Consider the following 16,706-nt stretch of genomic DNA (forward strand, 5'->3'; position numbering starts at 1 on the left):
CTCATAGACCTTGAAAGGAGAATTTTAAAATGAATGACTATGAACAAGTTTTACCTGGTCGCAATATTTGGAAGAAAGTGAGTCGCTGGTTATTTATGACTGTGGAACGGTTAGCTGTGGCGGCTGCTGTGTTTTTCCCAACTGTTTTGATGATTAATTATGCCTATCCTTATAATGTGGGCTGGTTAGGGTTGCTCTTTGGTCTGTTAATGGCAGTTTTGTATGTGTATTTAATCCTACCAGCCCCTAGTAACCCAAATGCGCTAATTTATAAGGAACTGCTTACTGCCATTATGAATTCAATTACCAACAAGTCACAACCAGCAACTGATGTCGTTGCTTTGACTGAACAGCCACAAATAAGCATGGCAAGGAAGGAGAAATAAATGGCTTTAACCAAACAAAAAAAGCGCCACGTGACCTTTTCACAAATGAAAGTGATTTGGTCACGGCGCCAACAAGAGCCCATTTGGCAAATTATCCCTTATAAACGTATTTTAGAAACCAACAAACATCATCCAATCGTATTACAAGATGACACCTACCTTGATATGCTAAACATTCCTGGCAAGGATCTTGATTTTATTTCTTCTGATGGGGCTAATTCTGATAAATCAGTGATTGAATCATTTCATCGTTTTTTAACAATTTATGTGTCAGACTTTGACATCATTGTCAGCCAATTACCAGCAGATACTAAAACGCAAAAAGCAGCTTGGTCAGGTCGCTTAGCAGAAATTGATCAAGCATTAAGAGATGTGGCGACACAGGCACGTTATGATCAATTACTACAACAACGTCAATATGTCTTGATGCAAATTGAGACTGATAACAATGTGGTGGAAAAAATTACGCATCAGGAATATACCGCTTTCATCTATGGTGATTCAATTAAGAAATTAGATCAATATCGGACAATGTTTCTAACAGAGGGTGGTCAAGCCTTTCAAGCACAAGAAGTTTCTGCGAAACGGAAACGAATGATTCTATATCAACTTAATAATCCAGCAGAAATGTTGACTGGAGGTCGACGATTATGAGAACAAGTCCTAATGCTAAAATGCAAGCTGCCCTAAAAGCTCGAGGCTATGATTTAAGTCTATTGGCAGAAACACAAAATATCGGTGGTACAGAATTCCACACGCAATATATTAGTTGGGAATTAAACAAAGTGAGTGCCGTTGTTAGCGTCTATAATTTTCCAAAAACTGCTCAAGGTCGTGGCTGGTTACGTAATTTAATGAATCAAGAAGATGCCATTATTGACGTTAAAATTGGGACTGAAGATCGCTTAACCATTGAAAAGGCTTTGGAAACAGCTCATAACAATTTACAACTTAAAGCAAATAGTGACATGACCAATGAGGGCGAGGCAATCGAAGCCAGTGCTGATGCACAAGTTACCCTAAATGACTTGAACCAAGCGCGCAATGGGCATGAGGTTTACAAACGTGTTTACATTCGGATTATGCTCAATGATAGTTCACTGGAACATTTGCGTGAACGAATTAGTAAAGTTCAACGTGACTTCAATGATTTTAAACTCAAAGTTTATAACTCAGAGCAGCTTAATCACTGGCAACAATTTTTTAAGCCCGCCATGAAAGTTGAAAATTTATCAATTCGGGATAAAGGCTTTCCAATGAAAGCTTATGCCTTAGCAATGGGTTATTGGTTTAACCAGACTTTCATTAGCCACCCATTTGGGGCCTATATGGGGCTCACTTTTCAAGACGGTGAAATTATGTTTGATCCTGCTTATTATGATGGTAAAAATCAATTAACTGCGTATAACTTAGTCATTGGTGGCATGCGCTACGGTAAATCATCATTTGTCAAAAAGGCCGCCATGTCACTTTGGGCTAAGGGTGATGATTTATGGGTGTTTGATAAATCTGGTGAGTATCAATCTTATGTGGACTTCATGGGTGGTTTGAGCATCACTATGGATGGATCAGAAAATCGGGTGAATCTTTTCCAGGTTTATGGCACTGTATTAGACAACAACGGGGGAATTGATGTTATTAGAAGTTTTTCGCAGCATCGTAGCAAAATTGTCACTTGGTATAGCACTTTGAATCCACAAGCGGGTCAAAAAGAGCGCGAAATGTTGTTAGATCTCATCAATGATTTCTATATTGAGCAGCGTATGTGGTCTCTAAATCCCAAAGAACATCCGGCGCAATTGCGTGTGATTGGTTTAGCTAATGACGACTATCCCATCATGGAAGACTTCATTACTTTCCTGCAAACCCAACAACTCAATACCAGAGGTTGGTCATCTAGTCGTGTTCAGTTGTTAGAAAATATTGTGTCAACGTTTAATACTTTAAATCAGACGTATGGGGACATGGTGAATGGTGGGACAACTGTCCCAGATTTAGCTAGTGAACAGATTGTACGTTTTGATACTTCTGGTTTATCTAAACTGGATAATAACTTATACAATGCCCAATACTTTACGATTCTATCACTGATGGAAAGCTACGTTGTCCAAAATGGTATTCACCAGCGTCAAAGAATGAAAACAGGTGAAATCAAGTCCAACGGTTGGTCAACTAAAAATCCAGTTCGGCCACATTATTTTTGGTGGCTGCAGGATGAAGCAGACGATATTTTTAACGCCAAGAACCCATTGGGTATGAGATTTGGCGATAACATGATGGCGCAACACGGTAAAGATTTTTTTGGCATTTTCGCCATTTTTCCAAGTTTGAAAAACGTTGTGCCAACAGGAAATATGGTTGACTCTGAACTTTCACGCGCAAATCGGTCATTTTTTGGTCGCTTTAATAAACTTGAAATTACGCATTTGCCACAAACAGAAGCAAACCTATTGGGTCAAGTTGTGCCAGAAGAGGTGATTACGCCTACACAGAGAAAACAATTGTCATCTAATGGTATGCAGCGCGGGGATATGCTAATTGCTTTGATTGGTGATCAATCCGTTTTTGGTCACATTGAATTAACAGATTGGGAAATAAATTTATTTGGAGGTGGCTTGTAATATGAGAGAGTTACTGACGCTTTTAATGATTCCAAATACCTTTATGATACTCTTCTTTGTATGGATGATAATTTGGAAGATACCAAAAAGCCACAAGCTTTTATTGATTTTTAACGGCCTTGTGGTTGAATCATTATCAATTTTAAATGGGCTACTGCTTGCCTGGATGTTGAATATTTTTGTTTAATTTTATGTGGCTTATATAGTTATTTAAAATATCTGCTGAACGTGAATATGATTCGGTTCCTTTTGTCAAAAGGGATACGTAAAAAGTATAATGGCTATTATACTAGTTAACCTGACAGATAGGATATAATGAAAGTATAGATGTTGGGCATGGGAGGGTTCTAAATGAATCAGAGTAAAGTAATTGATTTAATTAAATATTATTTTAGCTTCACTAAGCGGGCTGAACATCAAGCCGAGTTACGCAGAGCAGAGTACAAGAAAACAGATATAACTAAATTAGAAGCAAAGGTGACTGTGGCGGAAAAAAGATTCCGATACTTCACTAGAATTAGTGGAGTGGCTAAAAGTACGTCATTGGTCACATTAATAAGTAACTTGGTTATTTTTGTCTTCGGCTTGTTTTTTCACACGAAAGGCAATCAGAAGTTGGGGCAAAATAACCAACATGTTGCGATAATGTCTGCCCTTTTTATAGGTGTATTGATTTTGATTTCTCTTTTAGTTTTATGGTTAGTGGCAATTAAATATATCAATGATTTAGAATCACAAATAACTGTCATGAAAACGGTCTTAAGTGAACGAAAAGAGGAGCTTAAATGATGGACACATTTTCTGATGATCAAAAGGTAAGCTTTTTTAGCAAGTTAATATTTGAAATTATTTTTCTATTTGTTTCGGTTATCTATGTTGTGGGTCTCCATAGATTAAACAACGCTATCAAATTTGCTCGAATAAAACCAACAGAATATTTTAAAATTGTCCAGTTTAACCAATACTCATCCTTTAAATATACATTAGGGGCGTTGCTTTTATTGATAATCGTTATTTCCTTAGGCGTATGGTATTTTGCGGCTGCTTCAGAAAATGAGTTTACTCGCTGGTTTGTTTTGCTATTCATTGGATCTCTAGTCATTAATATTTTGGTTTTAATCATAATTTGGAATTTGATAAATGTCCCAGTGTTAAGAGCAATCCTAATTGTTGGTGGTATTGGAGCAGGTGTAATTGTAGGATTATTGTCAAATAATAGGTAGCCAGATGATACGTGCTACGTAGTAATGGCGCTAAGTATTTGGAAACTTAATATTGATCATGAAAGCAACTTCAAAATAGGAAGTTGCTTTTTTGCACGGAAAGGTGGCGAATTTAAATTGGAGTGGACGGTTGAAAAAGTTTGAAGAAGTGTATGGATTTTCCTTATTTATATTATTAATTTTACACCCAGGTATTCCACATTTAGACCAAAATTAGCACAACTATGCGCGTTTTGGTCTTTTTTTGTCGACCCATTATAGTGAAGTTAAGCTCATTGAAATGAGTAAAAATACTTTCGGAGGTAGAAATAATGAACGTGATGCATCCTATCAAGAGCATTGATAAAACTATTGCGGATAATAAGTCAGCCGATATTCGACAACGCGCATTGTTGGATTTGGATCTATTAAATCATCCAGAAAAATATAACGACCGTAACCCAGGACAAAAATACAAGCCCGCTCAACCTTTTAGCTGGAAACCCTTTTTGTTACTGGGCATTGGTTTTGGAATATTACTGATACTGACGTTGCTATTTTACCTGGTTAAATTATTGTGAGGAGGCGGATAGATGCTTGAGGCGTATCTTAATGGATTGGAAACCAAACGTGGCTTTAAAATTGCTAAAAAGATTGGCATTGCTTCAGTTATTATCGTACCTATGCTCATCGTGAGTACGTTACTATTGATGATTCTTATTGGTGGTAGTCAGGGTGGCGATTGTAGCTCACAAGTCAGCGATTTAACTTCAACTGGTAAAGTGTCAGGGAACTGGCAAGACGAACATTCGCAAGCGCATCAGAATATGTTAAAAGCCGTGAGCTTTTTTAAGGATAAAGAAGGCTTGTCAGGTGATAACATTGCAGCTATTTTAGCCATTGGGTGGCGGGAATTGAATTGGGATCCAACGGCGACTAATCCGGCTGGTTCTGTTGTCGGTATTTTTCAATGGGGTGCTGGCGGTGTTAATGGTAATCGGTTTGGATCCACTGAAAAAAACCTTGAGGCAGAGCTGAATCTAGCACATCGTGAACTCCACTCAAGTCATAAAGCTGCTTTAGTGGGTTTGGCATCTGCTGGGACAATTGATGATTCCGCAGCCGCCTGGGACGTTAAATTTGAAGGGGTTGGCTTAGGCGATTCGCAACGCAAAGTGTCCGATGTTTTGGCCAACGCCAACGCGATTAAAAAAGTGTTTGAGTTAAACTTTGCTGGTCATATTGATCTCAATGCTAGTGATTCAACTGGTATTAGTCAATTGGCAGATAATGCGAATAGTGTAACTAACCTACTATCCGATTGTGCTGGTGGGGCCGATGATACAAATGGCACTGGTACTGATGATATTAAAGGTGCCTGGCAACCTGAACAAGTGCCATTAGCGTACCGTAAGTATATTCATAAAGTCTTGTCATTGGCTAATAGTAAAGGTGATTGGTTACGTGTTGGTGGTCAATGTTTTGATTACTCAGTTTCTATGGCAGCCAAAATCTGGTCTGGTTGGGGTAATAACACGATGACAACTGGTCATAACGCAGAGCAGTTAGCAGCTGATATTGGGGCAACATTTCATACAAGTGTTTCAAATGTGCCAAGTGCCGGAGCCATTTCATCTGTTCCAAGTGTTCACACTTATATCGTTGAACATGTTTTTGCAAATGGCGACATTTTTGTTTCCGAACAAAACATGGCGAAAATGTCAGGCGATGCGATTGGCCAAAAATGTACTTATAACTACCGCGTGATAACCAAAGCCGAGTATAAGGCGTCTGGTGATACCTTTGCCAAAGGTCCAGGAAAATTAACATGGGAGTAAGATGATGAAATTGATTAAAAAAAATAAAATAGGAGTTATTTTGTTAGGCACTTCTCTAGTAACAATTATTAGTCTACTAGTTGGCTTATATTACCAACATGCCAATGATTACCCAGACACGGTTAATTTGGCGCAGGAAATGCGTACCGTCAATCATGGCACTAAGATTTTAGTTTTTCATAAAACAGGTTGTTCTGATTGTCAAAACATAAAAAAATTGGTCACAAAAACAATCCGTCAACACCCCGAACGGCATTATATTGTGATGAACTATGCTGATCCAAAAACCCACAATTACTTCAAACAGTATAATGTGACCAATGTTCCCACTATCATGGTGTCAAAAAAGGGTAAAATCGTTGGCTCATACAGTGGCCTTGATCGTCGTAACATTATCAAGCTTTTGAGTGTTGAAAGTAGGTGAAAGGATGACTTTGAAAAAAGTACAAAACGATGAAGAAACAAAAATTATTTTAAAGCATCGTTGGGTGTTTCCTCTTGTGGGCGGGGCGTTATTAATTTTTACGCTAACTGGCGCTAACTACATGTTGCAAACTAATCAGACATTAAATGCCAATATGAAAAAAGTTGATACTTTACAACAAAATCAAATCAAGCTCTACTACCAGTACAATGATACACAGGCCCAGCCAATCAATGAGTTGCCAGATCCGAAGTCTTATCAATCAGCCTTAGACCAATTTGTAAAACATGTGATTAGCGATTTAAATGCGAATCAGATTACTGGAACAAGTCTTAGCAATAAAGCAGTTGAACAATTGCTTTTTGATCAAATGAGCAGCTATGATTTTCAATATGAAAAGCCAAGCTGGTTGTTTACCAAGGATGACATTCAGTGGTCTGTCAGTCTAGATGGGATAGCTAAGGGATATGGCACGATTAACTATCAAACAGGATCCAAGTCACAAAGTATCAATGTTTATGTTGAAATGAATCAACAGCATGGCAAAGTAACTGTGACAAGACTGCAAATTGGCAGCTTCAAACCAATTAATCAAGGGTGCCAATCCTAATGAAAATTCTCATCAAAATAATGATGTGGCTTGTTTTTGTCGTTGGATTTATCTGCTGGGGTCTAGGCCTTACAGCCAGCCATAATAGCAAGCCATATCAACTAGCGAATCAAAAACTAGAAGCTAAAAATAATCAATATCAAAGCAAGTTAAATCAGATGACAACACAAAAACAGCCTTTAGTCACGAAAGCCAATGATGCTCTAACTAAGGTGTTTATGATAGATTGGACTTTTAACGATCAAGCGGCCATTGATGCAAAACGTGCCACATTAAAACCGTTAGTAACCGCCAATGTGTATCAGCATGCGCTTGATTTACAAGCCGATTCTCATAAAACGGTGGCACAAACTGGGGTCATGGTGTCGTTTGACTCAGTAGTTTTCTTGCCGTCTGTCGCTGATCAGGATAATGTTGCTGGCAAAGCCGTTGTAAGAATTAACTCTAACAATAACGGACAACAATCAGCCACTACAAAGTATATCTATGACGTTGCCTACAATCCCAGCAGCAAATTAATTACTCAACTAGATCGGCAGGGCGAGTTTGTTGTCACCGGTGACACACAAGGAGAACACGATGAATAAGAAACACCTTCAATTAATTAAAAAATACATCATCAGTTTTGTTGGCTATTGTTCTGTAATAGCGGCCACAATTTACTTCATGATTGCTCTAACGATCATTTCAATGGACACCTCGTTGAAAGTAGAACAAATTGAGCACATTACTACTGGACAAATACACCAATCGATTCGTATTTCAATCATGGCCTGGCACATATTATTTTGGCTTCCAATCGCAATAGCTTGGTTGTTGATAGCAGGCAAGATATGTTTGGATTTCTTGATGTATAAAAAAAGCAAGAAGGTGTAATTATATTTAGAATATTAGTTGCACTTTGTGAAATCATTGATCAATGTCATCAAAAACAAGTACTTTAGTTTTGATATATGATGGCATTTAATCTAAAAGAAGGAGAATTATGAAAACATTTTGTTCTAAGCGAATGGAGTCATATCCACAGTTACCATCTAAAGAAATTCTGTATATAAGTCTATTTTTTATGCAGGGAATAATTTTTTCAACAAAGCATGGAAATTTGTTTAATCAACGTTTACTGTTTGTATATTTTGTGTTGCCTTGTCTCTCCGTGGGGGCACTGTCGTCACTGCTATGGTGTTTGTCAAAACATCTCACTAAATTTCTTTTGTTAATGTTAATTGTTCAAATTAGTTTAATTATATTTTTGAATTGTAGTAATTTTGAAAAACTTAGTGGCACCTTTGTTCTTATGATCTTTATACAATTGTTAATGAGCACAACAGTATACCTTTTAACATTAACGAGGGGTTCATGAAGCGAAGTAGTGCGCGATAAATAGCGCAATTCCAAGAACTAATGTTATTAAGCACTCCCAAACTATTATTTTTTTTGAACTATTCGAAAAAATTGGCAGACAAATTAAAACTTGTGGCACTACAATAAGACCCAAAGATAAATACGATAATCCATGTGAACCTGCAATTTGAAGCTGATTGATTAAATCGCCCATACTGTTTTTGAAATCGGGTACAAAATTTCCATACAATATATGAATATGAGATAGATTGTCTTTTGACGCATTAGGTGCTTGAAATGTTACCCATATAATCATTGTCATCATTGAAAGGAATGAGGAAACAAAACTATTTAGTAGGCTTGAAACAACAATCGAAATGCTCTGAATTAAAGCATTGCTATTAAGAATAGTATAGACAACTGAATAAATTGTTATTATCCCAATGGGATAAAAAAATATAACGGTTATATATTTGTCAAATTGTTCTGGATACTTAATTAAAAAGAGGTAAAACAGTGAATAGGTACTAATGATAAGTGCTAGTATTAGACCGGTTTTGACTTTCAAAGGTAATTTTGACATAAAAAGCTCCTTCACACCGATGTGCAGGAGCTAAGCAAATTATTTTGATTTGTATTTTAGACTAAATTTAGTTATAATTACAGTACAAATTAAAAAATTATTTTTAGTTCGATGTGTTCCAGCTCGCCAAAGTAGGAACGACACATCGTTCTTTTTTTTACTTTAAAATCATTATACTCTAGGGACTGTTTAAATTCAAAGATAGCAACATTTCATTGCTATTTTTATCAATTTAATGAAAGATCAAAATTAAATGATATATTAATCGTCATAAGATAATTATGAGGAATTAGCAAACGTTGAATTTGACTTAAATAACGTATATACATATAATATATATAGGAGGTCAGAATATGCCAATCATTAAAATTCGTAAAGTAGGAACATCAGAAGTACTCACTGTTCCAAAAACAATTCAACACACGACAACTGAGTTCGAAGTCTTTTCGGGTAGAAATGGCTCGATTGTGTATACGCCAAAACGGGCTAACCCCTTTCATGACGAAAAATTTATTAAAGAGCATGCGACTGAACTGGCAGAGACACTCAATAACGGGGACTTATTAAACGATGAGTTCTAACTATGTGCCTGAACGTCAAGACGTTGTTTGGGTTGATTTTCAACCATCGAAACTCAATGAAATACGTGGTCGGCATCCAGCTGTTGTTTTAAGCAATTCTGGTTATTCTAGATTAACAGGTTTAGTGGCAGTATCACCCATAACTCATGCGGCTAACAATAGGCTGCAAGAGCTATTTATTCCCATCAAAACAAATTTCGATATTGAAGGATATATTAACCCTTTGCAGTTTCATACTTTTTCTATTAAGGGACGAAATGTTCAGTTTGCAGGTGGTTTAATAGATGATGCGACATTTGCTGAAGTCGTTCTTCGTCATGATCAAATAGTCAGCCAATAGATCTAATATTTACTAAATTTAATGAAAGACCAAAACCGTCAAAAAAATGCGCGTTTTGGTCTTTTTTTGTTGGGGTCTGATAATTAAGTCAAGCACAGTGCAATGTGCAAATTTAACCTTTATGGAGGTATGGAAATGAACGAGATGATTTATCTCTTGGCTGTAATCGCAGCCTTAGTAGTTTTGGCAACATGGTTGTACGTGTGGCGAAAAGCCTATCAGGTTGACTTGATACAAAAACAAGTCCCAATGTTGCATAAAGTGTTGATAATGGGCGGTATTATGTCTCCCACCTTATTGCCGACCATCGCCAATGCTGATGTTAAAGAAGCAGCCAAAGGGGCAGGGGGTCAAGTCTTTACTGTCTTGATGGTAATCCTAATAGTTGTCGGTGCCATTATGATGGTGATTGGATGGATTATGCATTCTACTGGTGGTCAACGTTGGAAGGAACAAGGTATGTCTAAGATTTTGATTGCTGGTATGTCCGTTGCTGGTGGCGCCTTCACGATGTTGCTAATTAAGTGGGTATGGGGCGTCGCAACCGGTGCCGGCGGTGGTAATTCTTGGCAGTTGCCATTCTAATGAACACTAAATTAAGTGAAAGGAGTAAAAGGCGTGTTAATAAAACATAAGATTGATGATTCTTATTATGTGCGAATCTCCCCAAACAGTCTTGACTTAGACAATGAAGCAGTTGCCGAAGCGATCAAGTCCAGTGGTGATTTGTCAAAAACTTGGACACTTTCAACGTTACGAGATCTCGATCATTTTCTGACGGATCTTTACAATAACTTGGTTCGCCCAGCTAGTAGCGAATTACCGATTGGTGCCATCACGTACTTGCAGAAAGGTCGCCACAATAAGGAGGAAGAAACCGGACTTGATTGGCAACCAGCTATTTTAACGATTGATTATCAAAACTTTGTTGTTTCAACCTTATCTTCAATGTTTAATGATCGGGCTACTAGGCAAGATGAAGAAATTGGTTACGAAGATATGATTGATGCCGCACAACGATTGATTGAGAATGCGTTAGCCTTTTCTGATTTAAAGGAACAAGATATGCCAACATTGCCTACGGTGGCGGAATATATGGAAGCGCTGAACAATGACGATGATTTGACAATTACTGCTAAACGTTTTGATTCACAGCAACATCGATTATCAACACAAGAGGCAGTTGATCAAGCTTTTTCGGAATCCTCTGAACCGGTCAGCGAACAGTCTCCAGAGCATGGCGATTCGAATGAGACAAAACAAGGCAATCAACTAAGCGTGACTGAACAGACACAAGAGGAGGTGAGAGAACCACCTGTTCCAGTAGAAACAACACCGTTCAATGAAACAATTGATCCAATTGAGCTAGCATTGGATAATCTTCAAACAAACGTGCCATTGTTTGAATTATCAGGTAATCAATTAGCTGTTGAGGCTCAATCAGATCAATATGTAGCTTATCGAGAAAATGAGGCAAAACGGAATGCCAACATTTTTTTGGCATCGAACAGTCGTGAGTTAGACAGTGCCGCTCGAAGCAATTTGTTAAAGCTAGTGAAAGATTCAAAGCATCAGATCACAGACCGTCTTCAAGAAATTATGGACCGTGATTGGCAAACCCCTTTGAAGGCTGAATTTGCTAAGCAATCTGAAACAACTTTGAAAGAGGAATTAACTGAACAACAAAAAGAACGACGGGAGCAATATGATCGTGACGTTGATACGGAAAATTCTCGCCATGAACAGGCTTTGGTTGAATTAAAAAGTAATTACGGCACTGACCTTCAAGGGTTACGAACAAGCATCACTGAAACTGTTAGACAGCGATTTGCGCAACAAGAGAAAGAAGCACTTGAAAGCTATTCAAGTGCAATTATTGCCCAAATACAAACCCTACAAGATAATGCTAATCAAGAATTGTTAACGCAAGTCGAAGACAAGGTGAATCAATTCGTTATCCAGAATACAAAAACCATCCAGCAGTTACGGACACAGCTGGATGAAAACATGGTTAAAAGTCGCTCAACATGGCTGGCTGAACATAATAAAGCATTGGTGGCAGAGGCACAACGTACGAGTGCACAAGCTAAAGCACACGATGTTGATGTTTTACAGCGACAAGTTGATCAATTACAAGCTACAAACGATGATTTACGACAAAAGCATCAAAAATCTATTGCTGATAACATTACCCAAGTATCAAAGCTGGAAACACAATTGGATTCAACCAAGCAGCAATTAGCTGATTGGCAAGAAAACGCAAAGTTATTAGCGACACACACATCGACAGCAGCTGTTGAGACTGCTCAGCCAGCATCTGAACCACGGATTGAACAGTTAGAAGCGCAGGTGAATGACTTCAAAACTCGTTTAGAGCGACAACAAAAACTCAATCAGCAACGTGCCCATAATCCCTGGAAAACAGCTTTATTAAGTACAGTTGGCGTGTTAGCTTTACTTGGCATTGGTGGCGGATCGTTTGTGGCTGGCCAAACCATACGTGGTAAGCATCAGGAAACCAAAACTAAACCAACAACACAAAAGCCTTTAGCAGAACAATCATCTGTTAGGTTGCAACATTCATCTGTATCTTCAGCCAATCAGGATAAGGATTCAGCAGATAGTAGCAGCGCACCTGCTGCCACTAGTACGAGTCGATTAGACGATAGATATCATGTTGGTGATCAAATTCAAGTTAGTATCAATGGCATGACACAGACTGTTCCAATTACTGATGTCAAAAATGATGGTGTCAATGTAGATTTTAATCATCAAACTTACTTTGTCCAAATACCATAAGGTAGGGAGTAATCACCATGGCACCACATATAATCTATCAAGCAATACCAATCGGCCAACAAATTCATCGAGCGATCAAGCAACCGGTTATGCCTGATACGGCAGCGACTATTGATAATGCTGCAGCGTTTATCATAGCGCTACTGATAATTATTGTTGGCTTAATATTATTATGTTTCTCAGAAAGGAAAACAAAATGACAAAAACAATTAATCAAGTTGAAGTGGGCAACAATTTACGTGCTATTCAACGCTATAAAATGTATAAGGCGAATGGGCATTGGGTGGTAGGCAGTCAAATTGGACACAAGGCGGGTAAAGCCGTGGCCGTGACAACAATGACTGTTGGTGCCATAGCAACTTTTGGTATCAGACAAGCCAGCGCCGACACAACAGCTGCTACACCAACGATGGCGGCGCCAACTCTTCCAACACCAACAGCACCAGCTAAATCAGCAAACACTGGGCTAAATGTTGAAGTGCCTCACACTAATGTTGATTCAGCAGCAGTCGCTGCATCCGAGGCAGGCGTAAAAGTTGCATCAAGTGCAGCAACGACACAAACGGTTGCTGAATCAGCGAGCCCCGCCACACAACAGTCAATTGCGACCGACTACAATAATCAAACAAAAGCAATTGATAAAGTAACCGAAACGCAAATAGCTAATACGACGGCGTATGATAAGGAAAAAGCAGCAATTAGCACTGCACAAACGGCTGGTGATGCCAGCTTAAACCAAGCGACTGATTCGTTGAATTCAGCAGCATCCTCAGCCAAAAATGCGGGTGTTGTGGTGACAACAGCCCCAGTGCAGGAAAAAAAGCCAGCTTATCAAGAGCCATCTAATAAGGACGCCGATAGTGTCATTGCATCTAATCAAGCAAACATTGATGCTTATAATGTAACTGTTCGGGACGCTGTCGCAGCTGAAAATGCTAATACCAAAGCAGTTAAAGAAGCACAAGCCACCCAGGAGGCCAATACTAAAGCTTATAATGATGCGGTAGCCGCCACAAAAAGCGCTTCAACTAAGGGACAAGATGAGTTAGCTACGAGCAACAAGACAGTTGCGGATATTGAAAAAGCAATCAAGGCGGCAAGCGATCAAAATAGTGTTACTATCAATGCCCAAGTCATCAAGCCAAAATATGAAATTATTTTAGCCACTGACGATGCCGCTACTATTGCTAAAAAATCCGCTGACAACTTAAAATTATATGACGATGCCATTGCTAGCGCTAAGGCAGCAACTCAGCAGGCGGTCAGTGCTGCTCAAGAACAGCTTTCAAATTATCAAAAAGAAGTAGCTGATTATAACCAGCCACGTTCCGGCGACATTAAAGGTGCTACTCTGGATAATAATGGCTGGCTTGGTTATTACACACCAGATTTTTCCGCTGATTTGCATTGGGAATGGGATCCCGCCACAAACACAGTGAAGGTAACCGTATCCAACGTGAAATATAATCCATGGCTAGATCGAGTTACTAATGGTGGGAATGGTTTCATCGATGCCGTCACATTGCAACAAGGTAATGGTGGTGGCGACTTTAGTCACGCTGATGTAACTGGTCAAGGTGTAACTGGCCATGATGGTCATCTTGGAACAGATACCGTTAATACAACAGAATCTTTGTTATCAACGATTAAAAGCCATTCAGCTAACACTCTGATTTTTGCAGCGGATAAACAAAACGCTACGCAAGCCACAGCACAAACCGGAATTGCTAATACGAGTTTTACTGTTTCGGCTAACCCTGATGGTAGTTTTACTTTAGCTACTTTTGGTCGTCGTGGTATGGCTTATACAGCATCGGGTAATGCTGATCCTGGTAATGATTGGGAATTTAATCAAAAAATAGTCATTCCAGGTATTCCTCAACCTAATCATATTTCAGTTGATTTACCAAGTTATGCGGTTGAATTAACTCCACCAGTTACGCATCCAAACGCCACTAAGGTTAATGTTGAAACTTTTAAGGTAGCTGTCTTACCACCAGCTATTAAACCAGCCGATTTATCAGTTACCTATCAACTACATGACTTAATTGTGCAACCGCAAGGTCAAAAAGATGATGACATCAATCAAGATCAAGTTTCTGATTCAGGCAAGCTAATTGACAAGAATGACACAATTATTTATAGTTTAAAAAACGATAATTTACCTGCTAACCGAACAGACAATGTTAAGACCTATACGATTACAGACCAACTCGATAAAAACGTGCATATCACTCAAAGTGAGGCACAGGCAGGACTCAATAAGCAAGGATTAAGTGATTTGTATACAGTCACAGTTTCTGGTGGCAATGAACAAGGTGGCCAACTTGTCACCTATACAGGAACTGACAAGCTTTTAGCACAAATGAATCAAGATAAAACCAAAGAATTCAAAGTGTCCACGATTGCTATGCCAGCACACGTTACGAACGATAATGTCACTATCGATAATAAGTTTACGACTACGATCAATGACTACCATGTTGATTCAAATGTGGTGCCCAACAAAACGCCAAATCCTAAGCCAACCAAGGAGGATTTGAATTTAAACGGTGTTAACATTGATAATAAAACTGTTCTACCTGGCACCATTAACATTTATCAGCTAACTTGGGACTTATCATCCTATAAAGCAATCACTGCCAGTGATGATCAAGTCAAGAAAGGCTTTTTCTATATAGATGATGATCCAGAAGAAGCCGTCATTCCCAATCTTGATAAAACGACTTTAACGGCTAACGGGCAAGCTATCAAAGGTGTCTCGATTCATCTTTACCAGTCAATTACAGCAGCACCACAATGGTTTCAAGATGCCATGAAAGCTTACCATATCTCACCTAAAGGTGAATTTGTGGCCTATCTAGCGGATGATCCGGAGCAATTCTACAAAGATTATGTCGAAACTGGTGAAAATATTGTAATTACGCAACCGATGACCGTCAAAGATACCTTCCAGGGCACCTACCAAAATACCGCTTATCAGTTTGATTTTGGCAACGGTTATGCCACAGACACAGTTTATAATAATGTGCCACCAATGAAAGCAACTAAGTCAGTTGATGATCTAGATGGTAAGGACATTAACCATGGTAATGTGAATGTAGGTGATATTTTCAAGTATGTTTTGCATTCACCAGTTATTCCAGCCACTCAAGATGGACTAGGTGAACCACTCTATGACATTTCGGGTTATGATGCCTTAAATCCAACGTATGATGAATATACGGGCCAATATCGTTTTTTGAATACAGCTGAATTAAGTCTAAAGACTGCCCCAAGTTCTAGCTCTCAAACTGCTTTGTGGAATGAGTTGAAAAATACTGCAATTGACGATAAAGTGCCTGTCGGCACAGATCTATCAAAGTATATTTCAGTGACGTATGGCAATTACACGCTGAAGCAGGCTGATACATTTGTCCATGATGTTACCGACATTAACGGTAAAGTTTATAAAGCAGGTGAGGAAGTTCCAGCAGGCTCAACAATTAAGGATGTCTTTAGTTGGGCGTTCACGCAAGACTTTTTGGATCAACTAGAACCAACCAGTGCGATGAGCTATGATGTTGAAATTCAGGCTAAGCGAATGGCGCCAACTGATGGTCTTGAAAATCAAGCAACATTTGGTATGAATAACGTTCATTATCATACCGATAAAGTCGTGACTAAATCAATTAAGCCGGACGTGCCCAAGGCGCCTAAAACAACAATACCTAACCAACCGCAAACACCTGGAACGCCGGCACAGCCAAATATTCCGGCAGCACCACAAAAGTTAGCTGCTCCAGCACCGACTGAATTAGACACACCAGCGCCAGAGACCGTAGTTAAAACCGCTACTGTATTGCCACAAACTCGTGCTGATCAGCAAGATTCAGGCGCTCTATTAGCTGCTGGTGTCGCATTGGGCGCCCTTAGTTTAGCATTGGGACTAGCTGGAACTCAGCGTAAGCAAAAGGCTTAAAACAAGTTTCCCAACAGCAA

Annotated in this window: 18 protein-coding genes; 17 read left to right on the forward strand and 1 reads right to left on the reverse strand. The window is 38.9% G+C overall.

The genetic code is table 11. The features are described from left to right. Positions 1 to 29: 29 nt before the first annotated feature. The 11 genes from IAE53_RS07060 to IAE53_RS07110 all read left to right on the forward strand — a co-directional run bounded on the left by IAE53_RS07060 (position 30) and on the right by IAE53_RS07110 (position 7,957). Positions 30 to 386, forward strand: coding sequence for a hypothetical protein (locus tag IAE53_RS07060; protein WP_200136168.1), 357 nt, complete (start codon positions 30 to 32; stop codon positions 384 to 386). Continuing rightward, positions 387 to 1,040 (forward strand): hypothetical protein, encoded by a 654-nt coding sequence (locus tag IAE53_RS07065; RefSeq protein ID WP_200136167.1) that lies wholly within the window; start codon positions 387 to 389, stop codon positions 1,038 to 1,040. It begins immediately after the preceding gene. Further along, on the forward strand, positions 1,037 to 3,007 hold the full coding sequence (locus IAE53_RS07070; RefSeq protein ID WP_200136166.1) for a type IV secretion system protein VirB4: 1,971 nt from the start codon (positions 1,037 to 1,039) through the stop codon (positions 3,005 to 3,007). The genes IAE53_RS07065 and IAE53_RS07070 overlap by 4 nt, the downstream gene beginning before the upstream one ends. A gap of 351 nt (positions 3,008 to 3,358) precedes the next feature. Next, a complete protein-coding gene (locus tag IAE53_RS07075; RefSeq protein ID WP_200136165.1) occupies positions 3,359 to 3,796 on the forward strand; it encodes a hypothetical protein in 438 nt (145 codons plus the stop codon). Continuing rightward, positions 3,793 to 4,230, forward strand: coding sequence for a hypothetical protein (locus IAE53_RS07080; RefSeq protein ID WP_200136164.1), 438 nt, complete (start codon positions 3,793 to 3,795; stop codon positions 4,228 to 4,230). The genes IAE53_RS07075 and IAE53_RS07080 overlap by 4 nt, the downstream gene beginning before the upstream one ends. A 311-nt stretch (positions 4,231 to 4,541) precedes the next feature. Next, positions 4,542 to 4,790, forward strand: coding sequence for a hypothetical protein (locus IAE53_RS07085; protein ID WP_200136163.1), 249 nt, complete (start codon positions 4,542 to 4,544; stop codon positions 4,788 to 4,790). 12 nt (positions 4,791 to 4,802) lie between these two features. After that, entirely contained in the window at positions 4,803 to 6,047 is a 1,245-nt protein-coding gene (locus IAE53_RS07090) for a phage tail tip lysozyme (RefSeq protein ID WP_200136162.1), read from the forward strand. 4 nt (positions 6,048 to 6,051) lie between these two features. After that, complete coding sequence (locus IAE53_RS07095) at positions 6,052 to 6,471, forward strand: thioredoxin family protein (protein WP_200136161.1); 420 nt, start codon at positions 6,052 to 6,054, stop codon at positions 6,469 to 6,471. A 4-nt stretch (positions 6,472 to 6,475) separates the two neighbouring features. Further along, a complete protein-coding gene (locus IAE53_RS07100) occupies positions 6,476 to 7,081 on the forward strand; it encodes a hypothetical protein (protein ID WP_200136160.1) in 606 nt (201 codons plus the stop codon). Beyond that, on the forward strand, positions 7,081 to 7,668 hold the full coding sequence (locus IAE53_RS07105) for a hypothetical protein (RefSeq protein ID WP_200136159.1): 588 nt from the start codon (positions 7,081 to 7,083) through the stop codon (positions 7,666 to 7,668). Before IAE53_RS07100 ends, IAE53_RS07105 begins: the two co-directional genes overlap by 1 nt. After that, positions 7,661 to 7,957, forward strand: coding sequence for a hypothetical protein (locus IAE53_RS07110; RefSeq protein WP_200136158.1), 297 nt, complete (start codon positions 7,661 to 7,663; stop codon positions 7,955 to 7,957). The genes IAE53_RS07105 and IAE53_RS07110 overlap by 8 nt, the downstream gene beginning before the upstream one ends. Before the next feature lie 478 nt (positions 7,958 to 8,435). On the opposite strand, the gene IAE53_RS07115 is transcribed toward IAE53_RS07110, so the two are convergent. Beyond that, entirely contained in the window at positions 8,436 to 9,005 is a 570-nt protein-coding gene (locus IAE53_RS07115; protein WP_200136157.1) for a hypothetical protein, read from the reverse strand. 353 nt (positions 9,006 to 9,358) lie between these two features. On the opposite strand from IAE53_RS07115, the gene IAE53_RS07120 reads away from it, so the two are divergent. The 6 genes from IAE53_RS07120 (at position 9,359) to IAE53_RS07145 (ending at position 16,686) form a co-directional block, all read left to right on the forward strand. After that, on the forward strand, positions 9,359 to 9,586 hold the full coding sequence (locus IAE53_RS07120; RefSeq protein ID WP_147651525.1) for an antitoxin of toxin-antitoxin stability system: 228 nt from the start codon (positions 9,359 to 9,361) through the stop codon (positions 9,584 to 9,586). Beyond that, positions 9,576 to 9,926 (forward strand): type II toxin-antitoxin system PemK/MazF family toxin, encoded by a 351-nt coding sequence (locus IAE53_RS07125; protein ID WP_147651523.1) that lies wholly within the window; start codon positions 9,576 to 9,578, stop codon positions 9,924 to 9,926. The genes IAE53_RS07120 and IAE53_RS07125 overlap by 11 nt, the downstream gene beginning before the upstream one ends. 135 nt (positions 9,927 to 10,061) lie before the next feature. Beyond that, positions 10,062 to 10,511 (forward strand): hypothetical protein, encoded by a 450-nt coding sequence (locus IAE53_RS07130; RefSeq protein WP_147651521.1) that lies wholly within the window; start codon positions 10,062 to 10,064, stop codon positions 10,509 to 10,511. 33 nt (positions 10,512 to 10,544) lie between these two features. Then, complete coding sequence (locus IAE53_RS07135; protein ID WP_147651519.1) at positions 10,545 to 12,725, forward strand: hypothetical protein; 2,181 nt, start codon at positions 10,545 to 10,547, stop codon at positions 12,723 to 12,725. Between the two features lie 17 nt (positions 12,726 to 12,742). After that, entirely contained in the window at positions 12,743 to 12,925 is a 183-nt protein-coding gene (locus IAE53_RS07140) for a hypothetical protein (protein WP_147651517.1), read from the forward strand. Further along, positions 12,922 to 16,686, forward strand: a complete 3,765-nt coding sequence (locus IAE53_RS07145) for an SspB-related isopeptide-forming adhesin (RefSeq protein ID WP_200136156.1) — start codon at positions 12,922 to 12,924, stop codon at positions 16,684 to 16,686. Before IAE53_RS07140 ends, IAE53_RS07145 begins: the two co-directional genes overlap by 4 nt. Positions 16,687 to 16,706 lie beyond the last annotated feature (20 nt).

Source organism: Leuconostoc sp. S50, from assembly GCF_016624925.1.
In the GTDB taxonomy this organism is placed as follows: Bacteria; Bacillota; Bacilli; order Lactobacillales; family Lactobacillaceae; genus Leuconostoc; species Leuconostoc pseudomesenteroides.

Excerpts from the sequence above, each read along its gene's own strand:
- IAE53_RS07100 (WP_200136160.1), top strand. The coding sequence starts at position 6,476 with ATGACTTTGAAAAAAGTACAAAACGATGAAGAAACAAAAATTATTTTA.
- IAE53_RS07075 (WP_200136165.1), top strand. The coding sequence starts at position 3,359 with ATGAATCAGAGTAAAGTAATTGATTTAATTAAATATTATTTTAGCTTC.
- IAE53_RS07110 (WP_200136158.1), top strand. The coding sequence starts at position 7,661 with ATGAATAAGAAACACCTTCAATTAATTAAAAAATACATCATCAGTTTT.
- IAE53_RS07090 (WP_200136162.1), top strand. The coding sequence starts at position 4,803 with ATGCTTGAGGCGTATCTTAATGGATTGGAAACCAAACGTGGCTTTAAA.
- IAE53_RS07115 (WP_200136157.1), bottom strand. The coding sequence starts at position 9,005 with ATGTCAAAATTACCTTTGAAAGTCAAAACCGGTCTAATACTAGCACTT.
- IAE53_RS07080 (WP_200136164.1), top strand. The coding sequence starts at position 3,793 with ATGATGGACACATTTTCTGATGATCAAAAGGTAAGCTTTTTTAGCAAG.
- IAE53_RS07105 (WP_200136159.1), top strand. The coding sequence starts at position 7,081 with ATGAAAATTCTCATCAAAATAATGATGTGGCTTGTTTTTGTCGTTGGA.
- IAE53_RS07140 (WP_147651517.1), top strand. The coding sequence starts at position 12,743 with ATGGCACCACATATAATCTATCAAGCAATACCAATCGGCCAACAAATT.
- IAE53_RS07125 (WP_147651523.1), top strand. The coding sequence starts at position 9,576 with ATGAGTTCTAACTATGTGCCTGAACGTCAAGACGTTGTTTGGGTTGAT.
- IAE53_RS07065 (WP_200136167.1), top strand. The coding sequence starts at position 387 with ATGGCTTTAACCAAACAAAAAAAGCGCCACGTGACCTTTTCACAAATG.
- IAE53_RS07070 (WP_200136166.1), top strand. The coding sequence starts at position 1,037 with ATGAGAACAAGTCCTAATGCTAAAATGCAAGCTGCCCTAAAAGCTCGA.
- IAE53_RS07060 (WP_200136168.1), top strand. The coding sequence starts at position 30 with ATGAATGACTATGAACAAGTTTTACCTGGTCGCAATATTTGGAAGAAA.
- IAE53_RS07130 (WP_147651521.1), top strand. The coding sequence starts at position 10,062 with ATGAACGAGATGATTTATCTCTTGGCTGTAATCGCAGCCTTAGTAGTT.
- IAE53_RS07120 (WP_147651525.1), top strand. The coding sequence starts at position 9,359 with ATGCCAATCATTAAAATTCGTAAAGTAGGAACATCAGAAGTACTCACT.
- IAE53_RS07095 (WP_200136161.1), top strand. The coding sequence starts at position 6,052 with ATGAAATTGATTAAAAAAAATAAAATAGGAGTTATTTTGTTAGGCACT.
- IAE53_RS07145 (WP_200136156.1), top strand. The coding sequence starts at position 12,922 with ATGACAAAAACAATTAATCAAGTTGAAGTGGGCAACAATTTACGTGCT.
- IAE53_RS07085 (WP_200136163.1), top strand. The coding sequence starts at position 4,542 with ATGAACGTGATGCATCCTATCAAGAGCATTGATAAAACTATTGCGGAT.